The organism is Pseudomonas sp. S2_E01 (assembly GCF_054668365.1).
In genome coordinates, this window is record NZ_CP162762.1 from 5,220,611 (window position 1) to 5,240,530 (window position 19,920).

A 19,920-nucleotide genomic window follows, 5' to 3' on the forward strand; every position below is an offset into this window, starting at 1 on the left:
CAGATAACCGGCATGCCCCGCCCACAGCCAAGAGCCCGATCATGACCGACCCACTTCTCATCCCCTGCCCCCACTGCAACGGCCTCAACCGCATCCCTGCCGAGCGCCTGGGTGATCAGCCCAAATGCGGACGCTGCAAGGCTGAGGTGCTGCTGAGCAAACCTTTTGAATTGAAGCAAGGTGACTACGCCAGCCAGATCAAGGGCGATCTGCCGCTCTTGGTGGATGTGTGGGCGGATTGGTGCGGGCCATGCAAGTCGTTTGCGCCGGTGTTTGAGCAGGCCGCCGGGCAGTTGGCAGGCAAGTGCAGGCTGGCCAAGCTGGACAGTGAGGCGAACCCGCAGTTGTCTGCGCAGTTGGGGATTCGGTCGATTCCGAGCCTGATCCTGTTCAGGAATGGCCGGGAGGTGGCGCGTCAGAGCGGGGCGTTGCCGTTGCCGCAGTTGATGAGTTGGTTGCGTAGTTCCCTGTAGGAGCGGACTTGTCCGCGATGGACCATAGCGATAACGCGGGCAATCTGGCGCCCAGCGTTGTCTGGTCTACCACCGCGACGGTTCGACAAGCTCGCCCCTAAAGGTTCAGGGGATCAGGCGTTTTCGAGCAGGGAATGCAGCTCGACGAATTGCTGGGTCAGCTTGTGTCGCGGGTCGAGGTGGATCAGCGGCGTGCTGGCCTGGTGCGATTCGCGCATGCGCACCGACGACCCCAGGTAGACCGGCAGTACCGGCAAACCTTCAGCGATCAACTCATCGAGCATTTGCTGAGGCAGACTGGCGCGGGCCTGGAACTGGTTGACGACGATGCCTTCAACTTCCAGCCCGTCGTTGTGATCCTCTCTCAATTCCTCGATTTCCGACAGCAGGCCATACAGTGCCTGTCGAGAAAAACTATCGCAATCGAACGGGATTAGCACTCGATCGGCAGCAATCAACGCCGAAACCGCGTAGAAATTCAGCGCCGGCGGGGTATCCAGGTAAATCCGATCGTACTCGTCATCCAGATCCTCTAGCAGTTTGCGCAGCTTGTTGATCTTGTGCTTGGCCTCGAGCTTGGGCTGCAAGTCGGCGAGCTCGGCGGTGGCGGTGATGACGTGGAGGTTCTCAAACGGGGTTTCATAGATATCGACACGGTTCTTCTTCGAGAACGGGCCGGAGGACAGTGTCTGCTTGAAAAAGTCGGCGATCCCCATGGGAATGTCTTCACCGGTCAGCCCAGTGAGGTATTGGGTCGAATTGGCCTGGGCATCCAGGTCCACCAGCAGGGTGCGATAACCCTCGCTGGCGCTGACTGCGGCCAGGTTGCAGGCGATGCTGGACTTGCCCACGCCGCCTTTCTGATTGAATACCACGCGCCGCATGTCAAACCTCCGTGTATCTAAAGATTGATCGAGTGTAGTAGGCCTCAGAGCCGCTTTGCTACCTCCCCGGGCAATGGACTACATCGAGAGGTATAAACCCCTCACCGTAAAAACCGAAATCTCGCCCGAGAATCCTTCTGGCAGCCGACAGAAAGGAGCGGCCAGGCGTGGATAATCACCCAGCGACAGCCGTCCACTCGCCAGGCAGTAATCTGCGTTGAGCAAGATGTAACCAGCATTTGCTACGTACCCGCCGCACCGGGATAATGCGCGCCACTCGGCGCTCAGCGTCACGTCAGGTGAACCGCTGTTTTTTTCGACTCGCCGTGTCAAAAAAGCCCGCAGGGGCGGGATGTACGCCAGTGATCAACTTCAACATTGCCCAATGGCGCGCCTGGGCTCCCGGGCTCGAAAGCGCGCAAGACTGGCTAGCCTGGAGCCGGCAATCGATCGTGCCGCACAGCAGCGACGCCGCTCCCGACGTTTCGTTTCTGCCGGCCATGCAGCGACGCCGACTCAGTCGCCTGGCGCGAATGGCGTTCAGCGTGGGTTGGCCGCTGGCCGATGGTCGGCACGATCTACCGTTGGTCTTTATTTCCCGGCATGGCGAAACCCCGCGCACCTTCGAGATTCTCAGCGACCTGGCCGCTGAACAACCCCTGTCACCGACCCAGTTCAGCCTCTCGGTCCATAACGCAGTCATCGGCCTTTGGTCGATCATGCGCGGTGAAACCAGCGAGATGACAGCCCTGGCGGCGGCTGGCGACGGCCTGGAACATGGCATGCTCGAGGCTGCGGCATTGTTGGCCGAAGGGGCGCCCGCAGTGCTGCTGGTGATCACCGAAGAGCAGCCACCCCAAGCGTATTCGGACTGGATCGACGATGTACCCTTTCCCTACGCGGTCGGTTTGTTGTTGACGCCCGGTAACGACTGGCAGTTGTCCCTGAACAGCATCCCGGATGCGTTGTCCAAACCCCACTGGCCGCACGCCCTGAATCTGTTGCATACCCTGCTCGGCCAGCACACCACCTGCCAACATGCCTGGAAAAATCGTGTATGGACCTGGCAACGCAACCTGTGACCGAGAAAAATCGCGACGCTTATTACTGGCGTTGGCTGGCGACGGCGGCAAGCTTTGCCCTTTTCGGGTTGGCCGGCCTGTGCCTGCGCCTGGTGATTTTCCCGATATTGAGCTGCCTGCCCGGTAGCGTCGAAACCCACAGATTGCGTGCGCGACGAACCGTCAGTCGCTGCTTCTGGCTGTTCGTGCGGATCATGGCTCGCAGCGGGGTGCTGACCTACGACATTCAGGGTGCGCAAAAGCTTGGTCGCCCCGGCCAGATGATCATCGCCAATCATCCGTCGCTGATCGACGTGGTGTTCCTGATCGGCCTGGTGCGCCATGCCAACTGCGTGGTCAAAAGCAGCCTATGGGAAAACCCCTTCACCCGTGGCCCGCTGCGGCGTACCGAATACATCAGCAATGATGGCAGCATGGGTATGCTCGACGCGGCAGCCGATGCGCTGAAAAGCGGCCAGACCCTGATTATCTTCCCCGAAGGCACCCGTACCCAACCTGGGCAAGCGCCCGCCTTTCATCGGGGTGCCGCTGCAATCGCCTTGCGCGGTGCGAAAATTCTCACCCCGGTGGTCATCAAGGTCAACCCGACCACCCTGACCAAGGCAGACCCCTGGTACCGAATTCCGAAACGACGCGTGCACTTCAGTTTCCGAGTGGGGGCCGATATAGATCCACAGGCCTTCGCCGCACAGGGCCCTGCGCCACAGGCCTCTCGCAAGCTCAACGATTACCTGCATCACTACTTTATCCAGGAGCTCGCCGAAGATGAGCGATCTACACCGTGAAATCAAAGAACTGATCATCGACGCCCTGGGCCTCGAAGACATCAGTGTCCAGGATATTGGCGACGACCAGACGCTGTTTGGCGAAGGCCTGGGTCTGGACTCCGTCGACGCCCTGGAGTTGGGTCTGGCCATTCAGAAAAAGTACGGCATCAAAATCGACGCCGACGCCAAGGACACCCGTAACCACTTCAGCAACGTGGCGAGCCTTGCGGCGTTCGTCACTGCAAAACAGGCAGCTTGAGACCGGACCATGCAAACTCGTGAAGACATTTTCAACACCCTGCGCGATGCCTTGGTCGAACTCTTCGAACTGGACCGCGAGCGTGTAAGCCTCGACTCCAACCTGTATCAGGATCTGGAAATCGACAGCATCGATGCGGTCGACCTGATCGATCACATCAAGCGTCAGACCGGCAAGAAAATCGCCGCCGAAGAGTTCAAATCGGTGCGCACAGTCAACGATGTGGTCGAGGCGGTCTATCGACTGGTCCAACCGGCTGCATGAGGCGACTGATCGGCCTTGGCCTGCTGCTGGCGGGCGTGCTGTACCCCTTCGCGGTGTATTTCGGCATGGAGCATTTCGCGCCGTGGCAGTTCGGCCTGCTGCTGGGAAGCCTGTGGCTGGCGCGGGCACTGACCGGCGCGCGCAAGCCTGGCAGCCTGTGGATGGCCACCGTCGCCATCGTGTTCTGCCTGCTGCTGGCCTTGTTCGACAGCCCCGCCCTGCTGCGTTGGTACCCGGTGCTGATCAGCGGATTCATGCTGGTGCTGTTCGGGCTGAGTCTGAAATATGGTCCGCCGATGATCGAGCGCCTGGCCAGGTTGCGTGAACCCCATCTGCCCGCCAGGGCCATTCGCTACACACGCAAGGTCACGATCGCCTGGTGCGTGTTTTTCCTGTGCAACGGATTTTGTGCGGCGGCGCTGACGCTCTGGGCGCCGCTGAGTTGGTGGATGTTGTACACGGGCCTGATCTCCTACGGGTTGATCGGCCTGATGTTTGCCATTGAATGGCTCATACGACAACGGGTACGAGGCCGACCATGAATTGGATAAACCTTGAGCAACTGTTGCTCAAGCCGCAGCCGGAACGCACCGTGACGGCCGGGCCGGCGTTGAATCATGCACAGCTGTGCGAACAGGCCCTGAGCCTTGCGGCCGGCCTTCAGCGCCAGGGCGTGCGACGCATCGCCGTGCACCTCGAAGACGCGGCCGACCTTGCGATCGCGCTGCTCGGTGCTTGGCGTGCCGGGGTCAGCGTGTTGTTACCGGCGGACCTGCAACCACAGACCCGTCAGCGCTGGTCGCATGAGGTCGATCTGTGGCTGACGGACCAGGCCGATGATGGGCACCTGGACGACTATCGCCAGACGCCCGCAATCCCTGCCCCTCTCAACCTGGATCGTTGCACGCTGAGCCTGTGCACGTCCGGTTCCAGCGGCGAACCCAAGCGAATCGATAAATCCCTTCGCCAGCTCGTCAACGAGGTCCAGGCGCTGGAGCAATTGTGGGGAGCCGATCTGGCCGACGCCTGCGTGATTGGCAGCGTTGCCACTCAACACATTTACGGTCTGCTGTTTCGCGTGTTGTGGCCGCTGTGCGCCGGGCGACCATTCGTGCGCAGGCAACTGCCTTTCCCCGAAGACCTGCAGCGCGCCAGCCGTGAATATCCGTCGTTTGCCTGGGTCGCCAGCCCTGCGTTGCTCAAGCGCATGGGTGACAACCTCGACTGGCCAGCCTTGAGCGCAGTGCGCCGAGTATTTTCATCGGGCGGTGCCTTGCCGGTGGAGGCAGCACACGGCCTGTATCAACGCCTGCAGCAATGGCCAACGGAAATCCTCGGCAGCTCTGAAACCGGTGGCATTGCCTGGCGCCAGGGCGATGCGCTGTGGCAAGCCTTTGCCGGCGTCCAATTAAGCCAGGACAGCGATGGCGCGTTGCTGATTGCGTCGCCCTACCTGCCGCAGGATCATGTCGAGCACACCGCGGATGCAGTACGAATCGCCGCCGACGGCCGTTTCGAACTGCTGGGCCGACTGGACCGGATCGTCAAGCTCGAAGAAAAACGCATTTCGCTGCCCATGCTGGAACGGGCACTGACTGACCATGAGTGGGTGGCCGAAGCGCGCCTGGGGGTCGTCCAGGAAAATCGTGCCTCGCTGGGTGCGCTGCTGGTCCTGAGTGAGTCAGGTTTGCATGCCTTGCGCAATCACGGTCGACGCACACTGACGCAAACACTGCGCGAGCACCTCAGCCAGCATTGCGAAGCCATCGCCCTGCCTCGGCGCTGGCGCCTGCTGCGACAACTGCCGCTGAACACCCAAGGCAAATTGCCTCAGGCGGACGTGGACGCCTTGCTGATGGCTCCACGCCCGAAGTCGCCAGAAATCCTCGAGCAAATCGAAACCGATGGTGAGTGGAGCCTGCAACTGGCGGTGCCGCCAGACCTGGCCTATTTCAGCGGTCACTTCCCCCAGGCTCCGGTATTGCCCGGCGTGGTGCAGGTGGAGTGGGCGTTGCAACTGGGTCAACAGTTGATGAACCTGCCGGAGAAATTCGCCGGCATGGAAGTGTTGAAGTTCCAGCAACTGGTGCGCCCGGGCGATGAAATCCAGTTGCACCTGCGCTTCGACCCGGTTCGCGGCAAGGTGTATTTCGCCTATCGCAACGAGACGGCCACCTGCTCGAGTGGGCGGATTTTGCTGGAGGCCGGCGATGCATAGCCCCTGCGCCGTCATCCCCGTCTACAACCACGAAACCGCCATCACCACGGTGGTCGATGCGCTGATCGCCTGTGGCTTGCCGTGCATCCTGGTGGACGACGCCAGCGATAAGGCCTGTGCGGCGGTGCTGGATCGACTGGCGCAGCGCGAAATGGTCTACCTGATCCGCCTCGCCGCCAACCAGGGTAAGGGCGGCGCGGTCATGACCGGCCTGCGCGAAGCTTCGCGCCTTGGCTTCAGCCACGCTTTGCAGGTGGATGCCGATGGCCAGCATGATCTGCAGGACGTATCGGTTTTCATCGCACAGTCGCGCGCCCATCCCCACGCACTGATCTGCGGTTATCCGCAATATGACGCCAGTGTGCCGAAAGGTCGCCTGTACGCGCGCTACCTGACGCACGTGATGGTCTGGATCAACACGCTGTCCCTGCAGATCCGCGATTCGATGTGCGGTTTTCGCGTCTACCCGCTGTCGCCCGTGCTGGCGGTCATCGACTCGGCCCGTATCGGCAAGCGCATGGACTTCGACTCGGACATCCTGGTGCGACTGGCCTGGCGCAATCAGCCGATGCAGTGGTTGCCCACCAAGGTGCATTACCCGCTGGACGGTGTCTCGCACTTTCGCATGCTCCACGACAATGTGCTGATTTCGAGCATGCACACCAGGCTTTTTTTTGGCATGTTGCTGCGCGCTCCGGTGATCCTCTGGCGACGGTGGCGAGCATGAGCGACGGGGTCGACAAGCAACATTGGGCGGACCGCCAGGAGCGGGGCAGCTTCTGGCTGATGAAGCTCACTGCGTTTGGCGCAAAGGTGCTCGGCCGCAGGCTGCTGAGCCCGGTGCTGTACGGCATCGTCCTGTACTTTTTCCTGTTTGGTCGCACTGCCCGCCACAGTGCCTGGCAATACCAGCAACGCCTGGCCGACTGGAGTGGCCGTGACAGTTTGCGTCCCAGCCACTGGCGGGTGTTTGGCCAGTTCATGGCCTTCGCCGACTCAATGCTCGACAAACTCGACGTGTGGAACGGCAAGCTCAGCATCGAGCAGATCGAAATCATCGACCCCGCACTGCTGCGCAACCAGTTGCGCGGCAGCCGTGGCCAACTGTTGGTGGGCGCCCACCTGGGCAACCTCGAAGTGTGTCGTGCGCTGGCAGAGATCGGCGAAAAGGTCACGATGAATGTGCTGGTGCACACCAAGCATGCCGAACAATTCAACCGCCTGCTGGGTGAGGCCGGCGCGACCAACCTGCGGCTGATCCAGGTCAGCGAACTCGACCCGGTCATCATGCTGCAACTGCACGAGCGCCTGGAGCGCGGCGAGTGGCTGGCGATTGCTGGTGATCGTGTGCCATTGCACGGCGGGCGCAGCGTGACCGTGGATTTCCTCGGTTATCCGGCTCGATTCCCACAAGGGCCATGGCTGCTGGCCGGACTGTTGAAGTGCCCGGTCAATCTGTTGCTGTGCCTGAAGAAGCCCGATGGTGATTATCGCCTGACCCTCGAACCGTTCGCCGACACCATCATCTGGAAGCGCAACGACCGCGAACAGGTCATTCATCAGTGGGCGAACCGCTACGCCGAACGCCTGGGCCACTATTGCCTTGAAGCGCCCCAACAATGGTTCAACTTTTATCCTTTCTGGAAGACCGATGACGACGCCAACGCTTGAGCCGGTAACCTTCGGCGAACTCCCTTTGCGCATCGAAGACGTGCGAGCCCTGGCCAACCGCCAAGTGCCGACACGATTGCAGGACGACCCCGCCTACCGCGAGCGCATCGCCAAGGGCGCACGTTTCCTCGATTCGCTGCTGGACAAGGAAGGCGTGATCTACGGCGTCACCACCGGTTACGGCGATTCGTGCGTGGTGGCGGTGCCCTTGCATCACGTCGAGGCGCTGCCGCAGCACCTGTTCACGTTCCACGGCTGCGGCCTGGGCAAGCTGCTCGACGCACAGGCCACCCGCGCCGTGCTGGCGGCGCGCTTGCAGTCGCTGTGCCATGGCGTTTCCGGCGTGCGCGTGGAATTGCTGGAGCGCCTCCAGGCGTTCCTCGAACACGACATCCTGCCGCTGATTCCCGAAGAGGGCTCGGTGGGCGCCAGTGGTGACCTGACGCCGCTGTCGTACGTGGCCGCCACCCTGTCCGGCGAGCGCGAAGTGATCTATCGCGGTGAACGCCGACAGGCTGGCGATGTGCATCGTGAACTGGGCTGGCAACCGCTGGTGTTGCGCCCCAAGGAAGCCCTGGCATTAATGAACGGCACTGCCGTGATGACCGGCCTGGCCTGCCTGGCCTATGCCCGCGCCGACTACCTGCTGCAACTGGCCACGCGCATCACTGCGCTGAACGTTGTGGCGTTGCAAGGCAATCCGGAGCATTTCGACGAGCGCCTGTTCGCAACCAAACCTCATCCGGGACAGATGCAGGTCGCCAAGTGGTTGCGCGAGGACCTGGCCATCGCCGCGCCCACCGCGCCACTGCACCGCCTGCAAGACCGCTATTCCCTGCGCTGCGCACCCCACGTGCTCGGCGTGTTGGCCGACAGCCTGAACTGGCTGCGCTCGTTCATCGAGACCGAACTCAACAGCGCCAACGACAACCCGATCATCGACGCCGAAGCCGAACGTGTACTGCACGGCGGCCATTTCTATGGCGGCCATATCGCGTTCGCCATGGACAGCTTGAAAAACCTGGTGGCCAACGTCGCCGACCTGCTCGACCGTCAACTCGCGCTGCTGGTGGACGAGCGTTACAACCATGGCTTGCCGAGCAACCTGTCTGGTGCTACGGCAGATCGCGCCATGCTCAATCATGGCTTCAAGGCTGTACAGATCGGTGCCAGCGCCTGGACCGCCGAAGCCTTGAAAAACACCATGCCGGCCAGCGTGTTCTCACGCTCCACTGAATGCCACAACCAGGACAAGGTGAGCATGGGCACCATCGCCGCCCGTGATGCGATCCGTGTGCTGGAGCTGACCGAACAGGTCGCCGCCGCCACGTTGCTGGCGGCCAACCAAGGCGTGTGGCTGCGCAGCAAGGCCGAGGAGGCGCGTCCCCTGCCTCCGGCCCTCGCCGCCATGCACGAGGCACTGGCCAGGGATTTTTCACCGGTCATCGAGGACCGTGCGCTGGAAAGCGAATTACGCCTGTGCCTGCAACGGATTGCCGAACAACACTGGAGGTTGCATGCGTAGCAAGGGCGTTCTTCACATCGATACGCAGATCCTCGTGCCGTTCTTCGACGTCGACAGCATGAACGTCGTCTGGCACGGCCACTACATCAAATACCTGGAAGTGGCGCGCTGCGCGTTGCTGGACAGGATCGGCCACAACTACGCGGCCATGGTCGAGTCGGGCTACGCCTGGCCGGTCATTGACCTGCAACTGCGCTACGTGCGCGCCGCCGTCTTCGGCCAGACGCTCAATGTACGGGCCAACCTGGTGGAGTGGGAAAATCGATTGAAGATCAATTACCTCATCAGCGACGTGCAGACCGGTGAACGCCTGACCCGCGCCAGCTCGGTGCAGGTGGCGGTCGAGATGCGCAGCCGGGAGATGCAACTGGCCTCACCCAGGGTTTTTACCGATGCTGTCGAAAGGGTACTGGCATGAACCCACTCCTGAAATGCATGGGCGCGCTGACACTGCTGTGCCTGTCATCGATCGCCCATGCGTTCGATCTGCAACAGCTCAGCGATCAACTGGCCAAACCCGATGTCATCCACGGCCAGTTCACCCAGGAAAAACACCTGCGCGCCCTGCCCCAACCCCTGACGAGCAAAGGCAGCTTCGTCCTGGCGAAAAACCACGGTTTGCTGTGGCTGTTAAAAACACCGTTGCAACAGGATTACCGCATCACCGCCAAAGGCATCGCCCGGCGTGATGCCAGCGGCTGGCAACTGCTGCCGGGCAAAAGTGCCGGTACCGAGCAGAACCGCTTGTTCCTGGCCGTATTGCAGGGCGACAGCAGCGGACTGAAGCGGGATTTCGAACTGTCCCTGGGGGGCGATGCGCAGAACTGGACCCTGACCTTGATCCCGCGGTCCGTGCTGCTCAAGCAGGTGTTCAATCAGATCAACATCACAGGCGGCGAGCTGGTGCACAGCATCGAACTGCTGGAAACCCAGGGCGACCGCACATTGATGCGCATGCAGGACAGCACGAGCACCTCCCCGCTAAGCGAAACGGAGCAACAAGACTTTGCCGAGTGAACGCACGCTGCCACGTCTGTTTGTGCTCCTGCTGCTGGCAGTGCTCGCGCTCGCCGGCTGGCAATGGCGTGATGGAGCCCCGCTGTCGGCCAACCTGATGGAACTGGTGCCCGGCACCGCGCCGGACGCCCTTGAATTGCGTGCCGAACAGCGCATGCAGGAACCGCTGAACCGCGAAATGCTGGTGCTGGTGGGTCACCCGGATCGCCAGCAAGCCGTCTCCACGGCGCAGCAACTGGGTGAGCAATGGCAGGCCAGCGGTCTGTTCGAAAAGGTCCAGTGGACCTTGCAGGCAGACTTGCCAGCCCTGCGCGCACAACTGCTTCAAGGCCGACTGGCGATGCTGTCGGCGAAGGATCGCCAGCAACTGATCGAACACCCCGACGCGTTCATCCAGCAACGGGTGCAGGCGTTGTTCGACCCCTTTACCGGGTTCAGCCTGGTGCCCAGCCAGGATGACTGGCTGGGTTTGACCGGACGCATCCAGAACAGCCAGTCGCAACTGGGTTCGGTGCAGCTGGACATCGGCAGCGGCGCGCTGGTGGCCGATGCTGACGGCAAGAGCTGGGTGCTGCTGCGGGCGCGCACCACCGGCAACGCCTTCGACATGAACCTGCCACTGCAAGTGGCCGACCTGCTCAAGCTCAGCCGCGAACAGGCGGCCCGCTCCGACGTGCAACTGCTCGCCGCCAGCGGCCTGCTCTACGCCGCCAACGGCCAGCAACAAGCCACTCGCGAGATGACCTGGGTCGGCGGCGGCGCCACGCTCGGCATTCTTCTGCTGTTGCTGCTGGCCTTCCGTCGCTGGCGAGTACTGCTGGCCTTCGTCCCGGTGCTGGTTGGGATGCTGTTCGGTGCGGTGGCCTGCGTGGCGCTGTTCGGGCGCATGCATGTGATGACGTTGGTGCTCGGTTCAAGCCTGATCGGCGTCGCAGTCGATTACCCGCTGCATTACCTCTCCAAAAGCTGGAGCCTGAAACCCTGGCGCAGTTGGCCAGCCTTGCGCCTGACCCTGCCCGGATTGACGCTGAGCCTGATCACCAGTTGCATTGGCTACCTCGCGCTGGCCTGGACGCCATTCCCGGCGCTGACCCAGATTGCCGTGTTCTCCGCCGCCGGCCTGCTGGGTGCCTACCTGTCAGCAGTGTGCCTGCTACCCGCGCTGCTCAAGAACGTGGAGCTGCGCCCGGCGGACTGGCCACTGCGGGTGTCCGACTATCTGCTCGATCGACGCGAAGCCCTGCTGAAGGTCGCGCGTACCCCCGTGTTGCTGGCGCTATTGATTGCCTTCTGTGTCGGTGGCCTGCTGCAACTCGAGAGCAAAAACGATATCCGCCAGTGGATTGGCGCGCCGCAGCAACTGACTGACGAAGCCCAGGCCATCGCGCGCATCACTGGTTATCAGCCCACCAGTCAGTTTTTCCTGGTGCGCGCGGCCAATCAGCAGCAGTTGCTGGAGCGCCAGAGCGCTTTGGGCGAGCGGCTGGAGCAGTTGATCAATCTGGACAAACTCAATGGATACCTGGCGCTCAATCAACTGGTCAGCCCACCCAGTGAACAGCAGCGGGTGCGCGAAGCGCTAAACAAGTTGCCTCAGTTCTGGCAGCCGCTGCTCGCCGTCGGTGTACCGCTGGACGCTCTGAAAAGCGAGCTGGCGAAGTTGCAGACATTGCCCACCGAGGATATCGACAGCGCACTGACCGGCCCATTGGCCGAACCCTATCGTACGTTGTGGCTGGGCTCGACCGATGACGGCGTCGCCGCCATTGTCAGCCTGCAAGGCTTGAACGACGCTGCATTGTTGCGGGTTCAGGTGATGGATTTGCCGGGTGTGGAGTTGGTGGATCGACTCGGCGACTTGAACAGGGTCTTTGCCCAGACGCAGATCAGCGCTGCGGAGCTGAAACTCGCTTCATGCGTGTTGATCGTGCTGGTGTTGATGCTGCCGTTCGGCCTGGGTGGCGCGATGCGCATCGTCGCCCTGCCGCTGCTGGCCGCATTGTGCAGCCTCGCGAGTCTCGGCTGGCTGGGTCAGCCGCTGACCTTGTTCAGCCTGTTCGGCCTGCTGCTCGTAACAGCGATCAGCGTCGACTACGCCATTCTCATGCGCGAACAGGTCGGCGGAGCGGCCGTCAGCCTGCTGGGCACCCTGCTGGCAGCGCTGACCACCTGGCTGTCCTTCGGCTTGCTGGCGGTGTCCAGCACCCCGGCAGTGAGCAACTTTGGACTGTCGGTGAGCCTGGGCCTGGCGTTCAGCTTTTTGCTCGCACCCTGGGCCGGACGACAGGCACATGCGGCGACGGTCGCGGAGCCTGCAGCATGATGATCGTGCTGTTCTGGGCGATGGCCCTGGCGCTGTTTGCCGTGGCTACCCGCGTGGGGCGGCACTTCGGCCTGATTCCGATTGTCAGTCAGTTATTGCTGGCCACCGCCGGCCTGCCGTTGCTGATGTATTTCTGGGTCGAGCCACATTGGCAATTGAGCGGCGTCGAGTTGGTCGCGCCACTGTGGCTGAAAACCCTCTACAGCCTGAGTTTTGCCCTGCTGCTGGGTTTCATTCTCAGTGACGTGATCGATCTGCAACTCGACCGCCAGAGCCTGAAAATCGCCCTGCCGAGTTTCTGCGTGCCGTTTGCCTGTGGGCTCGCAACAGCCGTCTGGCTGCTGCCGCCGCAACCGTGGATCAGTTCGCTGGCAGTGGGCCTGCTGTTCGCCATTACCGCGATCCCGGTGCTGTATCTGTACTTGCGGCATATCGGCTACCCGAACACCGCAACGCGTCGACTGGTGCAGACTGCGATCCTGATCGACCTCACCTGCTGGACGCTGTTCGCCATCGCGCAAGGCAGCTTGCACTTGAGCAGCCTGCTATTACCCCTGGCCTGTGCGTCCCTGCCTTTGCTGCTGCGGCTCCTGGGTTTGCGCCAGCCAAGACTGTACAGCGCCTGTTTCTTCGCGCTGCTGGTGGTCGCCGAACACTACAAACTCAACGCATTGCTGGTCGGCATCGGCTATCTGCTGTGCATGGCCGCACTGAAGGTGCCACTGGTGCTGCCGCTGCCGACGAGCTGGATCACTGGCATGCAGACCTGGGTCGCAATCCCGCTGATCCTCACGTTCGGCATCGTGCAGATCAACGTCCATAGCGCCCTGAACAGCCTCGGCTGGCTGCAACTGGCAGCGCTGCTGCTGCTGCCGATCATCAGCAAAATGGTCGGTAACTGGCTGGGGCTGGGTTGGGCCGGCGCTTCCTTCCCAGGCGCCAGCCGCTGGCGTGAAAGTGTGCTGCTCAACATTCGCGGCTTGAGCGAGATCGTTTTTCTCAACCTGCTGCTGCAACAACACCTCATCAGCCCGCCGCTGTACTTCGCACTGATGCTGATGGGCCTGATCGCGACGTTGCTGCCGGCACTGGTCGGCCTGCATCGAATGCCCGTGAACGCTGCCACCTCGCAAAGGAATTCCCATGCCAACCACTGAAATGGAACGTCGTCAGGTCGTCATCATAGGGGCCGGGCCTTCGGGTGCCATCGCCGGCGCATTGCTCAAGCGCAAGGGGCATGACGTGCTGGTGATCGAACGCCAGCACTTCCCGCGTTTTTCCATCGGCGAAAGCCTGTTGTCCCATTGCCTGGATTTCGTCGAGGAAGCCGGGATGCTCGACGCCGTGAACGCCGCCGGTTTCCAGCTCAAAACCGGGGCGGCGTTCGCCTGGGGCGAGCAACGCAGCGCGTTCGATTTCAGCGACACCTTCAGCCAGGGAAAACCGACGACCTTCCAGGTCCAGCGGGCGGATTTCGACAAACTGCTGGCCGATCAGGCGGCGCTGCAAGGCGTGGAAATCCGCTACGGACAAACCATCGTCAGTGTCGATGTCGCTCGGGTAAAACCGCAGTTGGGCGTGCAACGCGAGGACGGCAGCGAATACGGCGTCGAAGCGGACTTCCTGCTCGATGCCAGCGGCTACGGCCGCGTCCTGCCGCGCTTGCTGGACCTTGAAGCGCCTTCGAATTTTCCGGTTCGCCAGGCGGTTTTCACCCACATCGAAGACCACATCAATCACCCAGGTTTCGACCGCACGAAAATCCTGATCACCACCCACCCGACCCAGCGTGACATCTGGTTCTGGACCATCCCGTTCAGCAATGGCCGCTGCTCACTGGGCGTGGTCGCGGCAGCCGGGCATTTCGATGCTCGCGCGCAAAACCTGGACGACTGCCTGCGCCAGTTCATTGCCGAAACACCCAGCCTGGCGGGTGTGCTGGGCAACGCCGTGTGGGATACTCCGGCACGCGTCATCGGCGGGTATTCGGCCAACGTCAAGACCTTGCACGGCCCCGGTTTCGCGCTGCTGGGTAACGCCGCCGAGTTTCTCGACCCGGTGTTCTCTTCCGGCGTGACCATCGCCATGCGTTCGGCAAGCATGGCCGCCGCCGTGCTGCACCGACAGCTGCTGGGGGAAACCGTCGATTGGCAGCGCGAATTCGCCGAGCCGCTCAAGCGTGGCGTCGATACCTTCCGCTGCTATGTCGAAGGCTGGTACGCCGGCACATTCCAGGATGTGATTTATCATCCGGACAGCTCACCCGATATCCGCCGCATGATCAGCTCGATCCTCGCCGGTTACGCCTGGGACGAGCGCAACCCGTTTGTCGCTGAACCCAAACGCCGATTGCGAATGCTGTCGGAACTCTGTGCTAGGGATGCAACATGAATTACCTGAGCGACAACTACGTTGAAGAGACTCGCTTCGGTCTCTGGTTCCTGCGCAGCCATACCTGGCAGCATCATGTGCTGCGCGTCGCGATCAATGACCTGCGCAGCCTGTTCAGCGAAGCATTGCCAGAGCATCCCGTACTGCTCGATGCCGGTTGTGGCCAGGGCAAGTCGTTCCAGCACCTGCGTCAGACATTCGCGCCACGGCGCCTGATCGGTATCGATGCCGACCCGCACAGCCTTGAACTCAGCAGCGCGGAAGCCGCCCGTCAGGCCATGGACGTGGAACTGATCGGCAGCGATTGCGCGACCCTGCCCGTAGCGGATGCCAGCGTTGACCTGCTGTTCTGTCACCAGACCTTCCATCACCTGGTGGAGCAGGAAAGGGCCCTGGCCGAGTTCCATCGCGTGCTCAAGCCCGGCGGATATCTGCTGTTCGCAGAATCCACCGAGGCTTACATTGATACCTGGGTCATCCGCTGGTTATTTCGCCACCCCATGCACGTGCAAAAGAGTGCCGCCCAGTATCTCGAGATGATCCGCAGTCAGGGTTTTGAATTTTCACCGCACAACGTGTCTTATCCGTACTTGTGGTGGAGTCGGTCCAGGGATTTCGGCCTCCTTGAACGCTTCGGCCTGCGCCAGCCGAAACCCTTCGGCCAACGGGAAGAAACCCTGGTCAATGTGGTGGCGCGCAAGCCTCTGGAAGGGGTTGCCTGATGTTCACCTCAAGCCGTATGAAACACCCAACCTGTAGGCGCGAGCTTGTCTCCGGGCGGCGTTCCGACGATAGGGGTGTGTCAGTCAGCGAATTTTTCGGATGGGCGATCGCCATCGCGAGCAAGCTCGCTCCTACAGGGGTGGTTTTCGCGCTGTTGATGCTCAGCGCCTGCGCCAGCCGCGCGCCGCTGCCTGAACAGGCCCCCAACCTGCCGTTGCCCCAGCAACTGCACATTCAGCGCCTGGAGGACGGCCTGCGTCAGGACTGGGTCCTGGTGATCGCCCGCGAAGGCCCGGGCATTCGCTGGTCGATGATGGACCTGCTGGGCATTCCCCAGGCACGCCAGAAACTGATCGATGGTCAATGGCAGGCTGATGGCTTGTTACCGCCCAACCCCGAAGCGCGGACGTTGTTCGCGGCGCTGTTGTTCGCACTGACACCCAGGGATGAACTTTCGGATAACTACCCGAGCGCCTGGCAACATGGCGTGCAACGTGCCTTGCCCGAACATTGGGATGTGCGCTACGCACAACCACTGAATTTTGAACTGAAGCTGTCAGAGGGTCCGACGTATCTTGTCACCCCCCTGACCGGTGAAACGCCATGACCGCGTACCTCAACGCCCTCGGGGTCATCTGCGCCCTGGGTCGCGACAAACAACAGGTTGCAAGCAATCTGTTCGCCGGTGATTGCGCCGGCGTGCGCAGCGAGGCCGGCTGGGTACCGGAACGTTCAATACCGGTGGCCGCCGTGCGCGGCGAACTGGCGCCCATCCCGCCTGAACTGGCACATCAAGGCAGCCGCAACAATCAACTGCTGCTGGAAGCGGCATTGCAGATCCGCGACGACATTGACCGAGCGATCCACTCCTACGGTCGCGAGCGTATTGGCGTGGTCCTGGGCACCAGTACATCGGGAATCGACGAGGCCAGCCGCGGGCTGGCGCATTACGTTCGCGAACAGCAATTCCCCGCCGAGTACGACTACCAGCAACAGGAACTCGGCGCGCCGGCCACCTTCCTCGCCGACTGGCTGCAATTGAGCGGCCCGGCTTACGTGATTTCCACGGCCTGCACCTCCAGCGCCCGGGCGTTGATGAGCGCGCAACGCCTGCTGGACCTGGGCATGTGCGACGCAGTGTTGTGTGGTGGCGTCGACACCCTGTGCAAGCTGACACTCAACGGTTTCTCGGCGCTGGAAGCCGTCTCGGAACAACGCTGCAACCCCTTCTCGATGAACCGCGACGGGATCAACATCGGCGAAGCCGCAGCGTTGTTCCTGATGACCCGCCAGGCGAACGCCACCCCGTCGATCGCCCTTCTGGGCAGTGGCGCCAGCTCCGATGCCCACCACATTTCCGCGCCGGAGCCCACCGGGCGCGGCGCCTTGCAAGCGATGCGCAAGGCCCTGAGCCGGGCGCGGCTGCAACCGGAGCAAATCAGCTACCTGAACCTGCACGGCACGGCCACCCAACACAACGACGCCATGGAAAGCCTGGCGGTGGCGACCTTGTTCCCCCACGGCGTGCCGTGCTCATCGACCAAACCCATGACCGGTCATACCCTCGGCGCGGCCGGTGCGCTGGAGGCGGCGTTCTGCTGGCTGAGCCTGTGCGCGGACAACCACCAACAGGCGCTGCCGCCGCATGTGTGGGACGGACAGCAAGACCCCGCCCTGCCGACTTTGAAATGGGTGACCGCGACCGATCATCTGGCGTCCATTGCACCTCGCTTCCTGATGAGCAATTCCTTTGCCTTCGGTGGCAATAACGTCAGCCTGATTATCGGAGATGCCCCATGATTGACTGGCCGCTCGCGCAGCTGCTGCCGCACGCCGGCGACATGATTCTCATTGATCAGGTCCTGGCGTTCGACGACGAACAGATCCACACCCGCCTCACCGTCAGGCCCGATGGCCTGTTCAGTCGTCCAGACGGCGGACTGCCGGCGTGGGTGGGTGTCGAGTTGATGGCGCAGAGTGTCGCTGCCTATGCCGGTTGCCATGCACGTCAGCGCGGCGACGAAGTGGCACTGGGCTTCCTGTTGGGCTCGCGCAAATTCGAATGCAACGTCGATCATTTCCCTGTCGGCACCGAACTGCGTATCCACGGCATTCGCTCGCTGGAGGACGACAACGGCATGGGCGTGTTTGAATGCCACATCAACGCCCCCGGCATTCACGCCACCGCTCGTCTGAATGTGTTCCGTCCGCCCCAGGCCGCTCAATACCTGCATGAAACTCCACACAGCTCTGCACAAGGAACCCTGGCATGACTGACTCGGTACTGGTCACCGGTTCCAGCCGTGGTATCGGCCGTGCCATCGCCTTGCGCCTGGCTCGGGCCGGCCATGACATCGTGCTGCACTGCCGCAGCGGCCTGACAGAAGCCGAGGCGGTGAAGGCGGACATTGAGGCCCTCGGTCGCCGCGCCCGCATCCTGCAATTCGACGTGTCCGATCGCGCCGGCTGCAAGGCCATCCTCGAAGCTGACGTGGAGACCCACGGCGCCTATTACGGCGTCGTGCTCAATGCCGGCCTGACACGTGACGGTGCATTTCCAGCGCTGAACGAGGATGATTGGGATGTGGTGATGCGTACCAACCTCGACGGTTTCTACAATGTGCTGCACCCGGTGATGATGCCGATGATTCGTCGTCGCGCCGCCGGACGCATTGTATGCATCACCTCGGTGTCCGGCTTGATCGGCAATCGCGGACAGGTCAATTACAGCGCCTCCAAGGCCGGTCTGATCGGTGCCGCCAAGGCTCTGGCCATCGAACTGGGCAAGCGCAAGATCACCGTCAACTGTGTCGCGCCCGGCCTGATCGACACAGCCATGCTCGACGAGAACGTGCCGGTGGAAGAACTGATGAAAATGATTCCTGCACAACGCATGGGCACCCCTGACGAGGTGGCCGGCGCGGTGAACTTCCTGATGTCGGCTGAAGCGTCGTACATCACCCGTCAAGTGCTGGCCGTCAACGGAGGCCTGTGCTGATGAAACGTGTTGTCGTTACCGGCATGGCCGGCATCACCTCGCTGGGCTGCGACTGGGACACCATCGCCGCCAACTTCCGCGCCAATCGCAGCGGTATCCGGCGGATGGACGAGTGGGATCGCTTCACCGAACTCAACACGCGCCTGGCCGGGCCAATCGATGATTTCAAGGTGCCAAGCCACTGGACCCGCAAGCAACTGCGCAGCATGGGCCGGGTCTCGCGCCTGGCGGTCGGCGCCGCAGAGCAGGCGCTGGCCGACGCGGGCTTGCTGGGTGACGCGTCGATCAAGGACGGGCGCATGGGCGTCGCCTGCGGTTCATCAACGGGCAGTACCGACGAGATCAAGGCGTTTGGCAACATGCTGCTCAATTCCGTCGCCGAAGGCCTGAACGCCAACTCTTATGTGCGGATGATGCCCCACACGACGGCGGCGAACATCAGCATTTTCTTTGGCCTCACCGGCCGCCTGATTCCCACCTCCAGCGCCTGCACCAGCGGCAGCCAGGGTATCGGCTACGCCTATGAAGCGATCAAGTTCGGACGCCTGCCCCTGATGCTCGCCGGTGGCGCCGAGGAACTGTGCCCCACCGAAGCCATGGTCTTCGATGCGCTCTACGCCACCAGCCTGAAAAACGACGCTCCGCAGACCTCACCGCGCCCTTATGACAGCGGTCGCGACGGCCTGGTGATCGGCGAAGGCGGCGGCATGCTGGTGTTGGAAGAGCTGGAACACGCCCTGGCGCGCGGCGCACATATCCATGCCGAACTCGTTGGCTTCGGCAGCAACGCGGACGGCCAGCACACCACGCGTCCGGAACAGGTGACCATGCGCCGGGCCATGGAGCTGGCGCTTGAAGACGCCGGCTTGCAGCCATCGGACATCGGCTACGTCAACGGCCATGGCACCGCTACTGAACAGGGCGATATCGCCGAGACACTGGCAACCAGCACCCTGTTCGGTGAGCACATGCCGATCAGTTCGCAGAAGAGCTTTCTTGGCCATACCCTCGGCGCATGCGGTGCGCTGGAGTCCTGGTTCAGCATCGAAATGATGAACCGCGACTTGTACGTCCACACCCTCAATCTCGACCAGGTGGACCCGCACTGCGGCAAGCTCGACTACCTGCGCGGCGAATTCCGGAAAATGCGCAACCAGTACGTGATGAACAACAACTTCGCCTTTGGTGGGGTCAACACGTCGCTGATTTTCCGGCGCTGGTCCTGAGTCCGTTGCCCCTGTAGGAGCGAGCTTGCTCGCGATGGAGGATCAGGCACCGCGGGCATTCAGACAGCCAGCGTCATCATCTACGACCATCGCGAGCAT

At 62.1% G+C, this 19,920-nt stretch carries 22 protein-coding genes; 21 read left to right on the forward strand and 1 reads right to left on the reverse strand.

The features are described from left to right. Positions 1-41 precede the first annotated feature (41 nt). Entirely contained in the window at positions 42-473 is a 432-nt protein-coding gene (gene trxC, locus AB4O36_RS24040; RefSeq protein WP_460118736.1) for a thioredoxin TrxC, read from the forward strand. Positions 474-586: 113 nt separating this feature from the next. Here trxC and AB4O36_RS24045 read toward each other — a convergent pair whose 3' ends face one another. Next, positions 587-1,357 (reverse strand): ParA family protein, encoded by a 771-nt coding sequence (locus AB4O36_RS24045; RefSeq protein ID WP_460140426.1) that lies wholly within the window; start codon positions 1,355-1,357, stop codon positions 587-589. Positions 1,358-1,719: 362 nt separating this feature from the next. On the opposite strand from AB4O36_RS24045, the gene AB4O36_RS24050 reads away from it, so the two are divergent. The 20 genes from AB4O36_RS24050 to AB4O36_RS24145 all read left to right on the forward strand — a co-directional run bounded on the left by AB4O36_RS24050 (position 1,720) and on the right by AB4O36_RS24145 (position 19,821). Next, positions 1,720-2,439 carry a beta-ketoacyl synthase chain length factor gene (locus tag AB4O36_RS24050; RefSeq protein WP_460118740.1) on the forward strand — a complete coding sequence of 240 codons (720 nt, stop codon included), beginning with the start codon at positions 1,720-1,722 and terminating at the stop codon, positions 2,437-2,439. Beyond that, positions 2,415-3,224, forward strand: a complete 810-nt coding sequence (locus tag AB4O36_RS24055; RefSeq protein WP_460118742.1) for a lysophospholipid acyltransferase family protein — start codon at positions 2,415-2,417, stop codon at positions 3,222-3,224. The genes AB4O36_RS24050 and AB4O36_RS24055 overlap by 25 nt, the downstream gene beginning before the upstream one ends. After that, entirely contained in the window at positions 3,205-3,465 is a 261-nt protein-coding gene (locus AB4O36_RS24060) for a phosphopantetheine-binding protein (protein ID WP_192307628.1), read from the forward strand. Before AB4O36_RS24055 ends, AB4O36_RS24060 begins: the two co-directional genes overlap by 20 nt. A gap of 9 nt (positions 3,466-3,474) precedes the next feature. Further along, positions 3,475-3,729, forward strand: coding sequence for an acyl carrier protein (locus AB4O36_RS24065; protein WP_368556674.1), 255 nt, complete (start codon positions 3,475-3,477; stop codon positions 3,727-3,729). Next, positions 3,726-4,271 (forward strand): COG4648 family protein, encoded by a 546-nt coding sequence (locus tag AB4O36_RS24070; protein WP_460118745.1) that lies wholly within the window; start codon positions 3,726-3,728, stop codon positions 4,269-4,271. Before AB4O36_RS24065 ends, AB4O36_RS24070 begins: the two co-directional genes overlap by 4 nt. After that, positions 4,268-5,947 (forward strand): AMP-binding protein, encoded by a 1,680-nt coding sequence (locus AB4O36_RS24075; RefSeq protein WP_460140427.1) that lies wholly within the window; start codon positions 4,268-4,270, stop codon positions 5,945-5,947. Before AB4O36_RS24070 ends, AB4O36_RS24075 begins: the two co-directional genes overlap by 4 nt. Beyond that, the gene (locus AB4O36_RS24080) at positions 5,940-6,674 is read left to right on the forward strand and encodes a glycosyltransferase family 2 protein (protein WP_460140428.1); all 735 of its coding nucleotides are present in this window, start codon (positions 5,940-5,942) and stop codon (positions 6,672-6,674) included. The genes AB4O36_RS24075 and AB4O36_RS24080 overlap by 8 nt, the downstream gene beginning before the upstream one ends. After that, positions 6,671-7,618, forward strand: coding sequence for an LpxL/LpxP family acyltransferase (locus AB4O36_RS24085; protein ID WP_460140429.1), 948 nt, complete (start codon positions 6,671-6,673; stop codon positions 7,616-7,618). Before AB4O36_RS24080 ends, AB4O36_RS24085 begins: the two co-directional genes overlap by 4 nt. Then, complete coding sequence (locus tag AB4O36_RS24090) at positions 7,599-9,143, forward strand: HAL/PAL/TAL family ammonia-lyase (protein ID WP_460118749.1); 1,545 nt, start codon at positions 7,599-7,601, stop codon at positions 9,141-9,143. Before AB4O36_RS24085 ends, AB4O36_RS24090 begins: the two co-directional genes overlap by 20 nt. Beyond that, complete coding sequence (locus tag AB4O36_RS24095) at positions 9,136-9,561, forward strand: acyl-CoA thioesterase (protein WP_460118751.1); 426 nt, start codon at positions 9,136-9,138, stop codon at positions 9,559-9,561. The genes AB4O36_RS24090 and AB4O36_RS24095 overlap by 8 nt, the downstream gene beginning before the upstream one ends. After that, entirely contained in the window at positions 9,558-10,160 is a 603-nt protein-coding gene (locus AB4O36_RS24100; RefSeq protein WP_460140430.1) for an outer membrane lipoprotein carrier protein LolA, read from the forward strand. The genes AB4O36_RS24095 and AB4O36_RS24100 overlap by 4 nt, the downstream gene beginning before the upstream one ends. Next, positions 10,150-12,483: an MMPL family transporter gene (locus AB4O36_RS24105; RefSeq protein ID WP_460140431.1), complete on the forward strand. Its 2,334-nt coding sequence runs from the start codon at positions 10,150-10,152 to the stop codon at positions 12,481-12,483. The genes AB4O36_RS24100 and AB4O36_RS24105 overlap by 11 nt, the downstream gene beginning before the upstream one ends. Next, entirely contained in the window at positions 12,480-13,640 is a 1,161-nt protein-coding gene (locus AB4O36_RS24110) for a cation:proton antiporter (protein WP_460118757.1), read from the forward strand. Before AB4O36_RS24105 ends, AB4O36_RS24110 begins: the two co-directional genes overlap by 4 nt. Continuing rightward, positions 13,627-14,874, forward strand: a complete 1,248-nt coding sequence (locus AB4O36_RS24115; protein ID WP_460140432.1) for an NAD(P)/FAD-dependent oxidoreductase — start codon at positions 13,627-13,629, stop codon at positions 14,872-14,874. The genes AB4O36_RS24110 and AB4O36_RS24115 overlap by 14 nt, the downstream gene beginning before the upstream one ends. Further along, entirely contained in the window at positions 14,871-15,596 is a 726-nt protein-coding gene (locus tag AB4O36_RS24120) for a class I SAM-dependent methyltransferase (RefSeq protein WP_460140433.1), read from the forward strand. The genes AB4O36_RS24115 and AB4O36_RS24120 overlap by 4 nt, the downstream gene beginning before the upstream one ends. 158 nt (positions 15,597-15,754) lie before the next feature. Then, complete coding sequence (locus tag AB4O36_RS24125) at positions 15,755-16,204, forward strand: hypothetical protein (protein ID WP_460142171.1); 450 nt, start codon at positions 15,755-15,757, stop codon at positions 16,202-16,204. After that, positions 16,201-17,397 (forward strand): beta-ketoacyl-[acyl-carrier-protein] synthase family protein, encoded by a 1,197-nt coding sequence (locus AB4O36_RS24130; RefSeq protein ID WP_460140434.1) that lies wholly within the window; start codon positions 16,201-16,203, stop codon positions 17,395-17,397. Before AB4O36_RS24125 ends, AB4O36_RS24130 begins: the two co-directional genes overlap by 4 nt. Further along, on the forward strand, positions 17,394-17,870 hold the full coding sequence (locus tag AB4O36_RS24135; RefSeq protein WP_460118765.1) for an ApeP family dehydratase: 477 nt from the start codon (positions 17,394-17,396) through the stop codon (positions 17,868-17,870). The genes AB4O36_RS24130 and AB4O36_RS24135 overlap by 4 nt, the downstream gene beginning before the upstream one ends. Beyond that, positions 17,867-18,595: a 3-oxoacyl-ACP reductase FabG gene (gene fabG, locus AB4O36_RS24140; protein ID WP_460140435.1), complete on the forward strand. Its 729-nt coding sequence runs from the start codon at positions 17,867-17,869 to the stop codon at positions 18,593-18,595. Before AB4O36_RS24135 ends, fabG begins: the two co-directional genes overlap by 4 nt. Then, on the forward strand, positions 18,595-19,821 hold the full coding sequence (locus tag AB4O36_RS24145) for a beta-ketoacyl-ACP synthase (protein WP_460118769.1): 1,227 nt from the start codon (positions 18,595-18,597) through the stop codon (positions 19,819-19,821). Before fabG ends, AB4O36_RS24145 begins: the two co-directional genes overlap by 1 nt. Positions 19,822-19,920 lie beyond the last annotated feature (99 nt).

Excerpts from the sequence above, each read along its gene's own strand:
- AB4O36_RS24135 (WP_460118765.1), top strand. The coding sequence starts at position 17,394 with ATGATTGACTGGCCGCTCGCGCAGCTGCTGCCGCACGCCGGCGACATG.
- AB4O36_RS24110 (WP_460118757.1), top strand. The coding sequence starts at position 12,480 with ATGATGATCGTGCTGTTCTGGGCGATGGCCCTGGCGCTGTTTGCCGTG.
- AB4O36_RS24060 (WP_192307628.1), top strand. The coding sequence starts at position 3,205 with ATGAGCGATCTACACCGTGAAATCAAAGAACTGATCATCGACGCCCTG.
- AB4O36_RS24080 (WP_460140428.1), top strand. The coding sequence starts at position 5,940 with ATGCATAGCCCCTGCGCCGTCATCCCCGTCTACAACCACGAAACCGCC.
- AB4O36_RS24100 (WP_460140430.1), top strand. The coding sequence starts at position 9,558 with ATGAACCCACTCCTGAAATGCATGGGCGCGCTGACACTGCTGTGCCTG.
- AB4O36_RS24065 (WP_368556674.1), top strand. The coding sequence starts at position 3,475 with ATGCAAACTCGTGAAGACATTTTCAACACCCTGCGCGATGCCTTGGTC.
- AB4O36_RS24145 (WP_460118769.1), top strand. The coding sequence starts at position 18,595 with ATGAAACGTGTTGTCGTTACCGGCATGGCCGGCATCACCTCGCTGGGC.
- AB4O36_RS24075 (WP_460140427.1), top strand. The coding sequence starts at position 4,268 with ATGAATTGGATAAACCTTGAGCAACTGTTGCTCAAGCCGCAGCCGGAA.
- AB4O36_RS24055 (WP_460118742.1), top strand. The coding sequence starts at position 2,415 with ATGGACCTGGCAACGCAACCTGTGACCGAGAAAAATCGCGACGCTTAT.
- AB4O36_RS24045 (WP_460140426.1), bottom strand. The coding sequence starts at position 1,357 with ATGCGGCGCGTGGTATTCAATCAGAAAGGCGGCGTGGGCAAGTCCAGC.
- AB4O36_RS24125 (WP_460142171.1), top strand. The coding sequence starts at position 15,755 with ATGCTCAGCGCCTGCGCCAGCCGCGCGCCGCTGCCTGAACAGGCCCCC.
- AB4O36_RS24070 (WP_460118745.1), top strand. The coding sequence starts at position 3,726 with ATGAGGCGACTGATCGGCCTTGGCCTGCTGCTGGCGGGCGTGCTGTAC.
- AB4O36_RS24130 (WP_460140434.1), top strand. The coding sequence starts at position 16,201 with ATGACCGCGTACCTCAACGCCCTCGGGGTCATCTGCGCCCTGGGTCGC.
- AB4O36_RS24090 (WP_460118749.1), top strand. The coding sequence starts at position 7,599 with ATGACGACGCCAACGCTTGAGCCGGTAACCTTCGGCGAACTCCCTTTG.
- AB4O36_RS24115 (WP_460140432.1), top strand. The coding sequence starts at position 13,627 with ATGCCAACCACTGAAATGGAACGTCGTCAGGTCGTCATCATAGGGGCC.
- AB4O36_RS24085 (WP_460140429.1), top strand. The coding sequence starts at position 6,671 with ATGAGCGACGGGGTCGACAAGCAACATTGGGCGGACCGCCAGGAGCGG.
- trxC (WP_460118736.1), top strand. The coding sequence starts at position 42 with ATGACCGACCCACTTCTCATCCCCTGCCCCCACTGCAACGGCCTCAAC.
- AB4O36_RS24120 (WP_460140433.1), top strand. The coding sequence starts at position 14,871 with ATGAATTACCTGAGCGACAACTACGTTGAAGAGACTCGCTTCGGTCTC.
- fabG (WP_460140435.1), top strand. The coding sequence starts at position 17,867 with ATGACTGACTCGGTACTGGTCACCGGTTCCAGCCGTGGTATCGGCCGT.
- AB4O36_RS24095 (WP_460118751.1), top strand. The coding sequence starts at position 9,136 with ATGCGTAGCAAGGGCGTTCTTCACATCGATACGCAGATCCTCGTGCCG.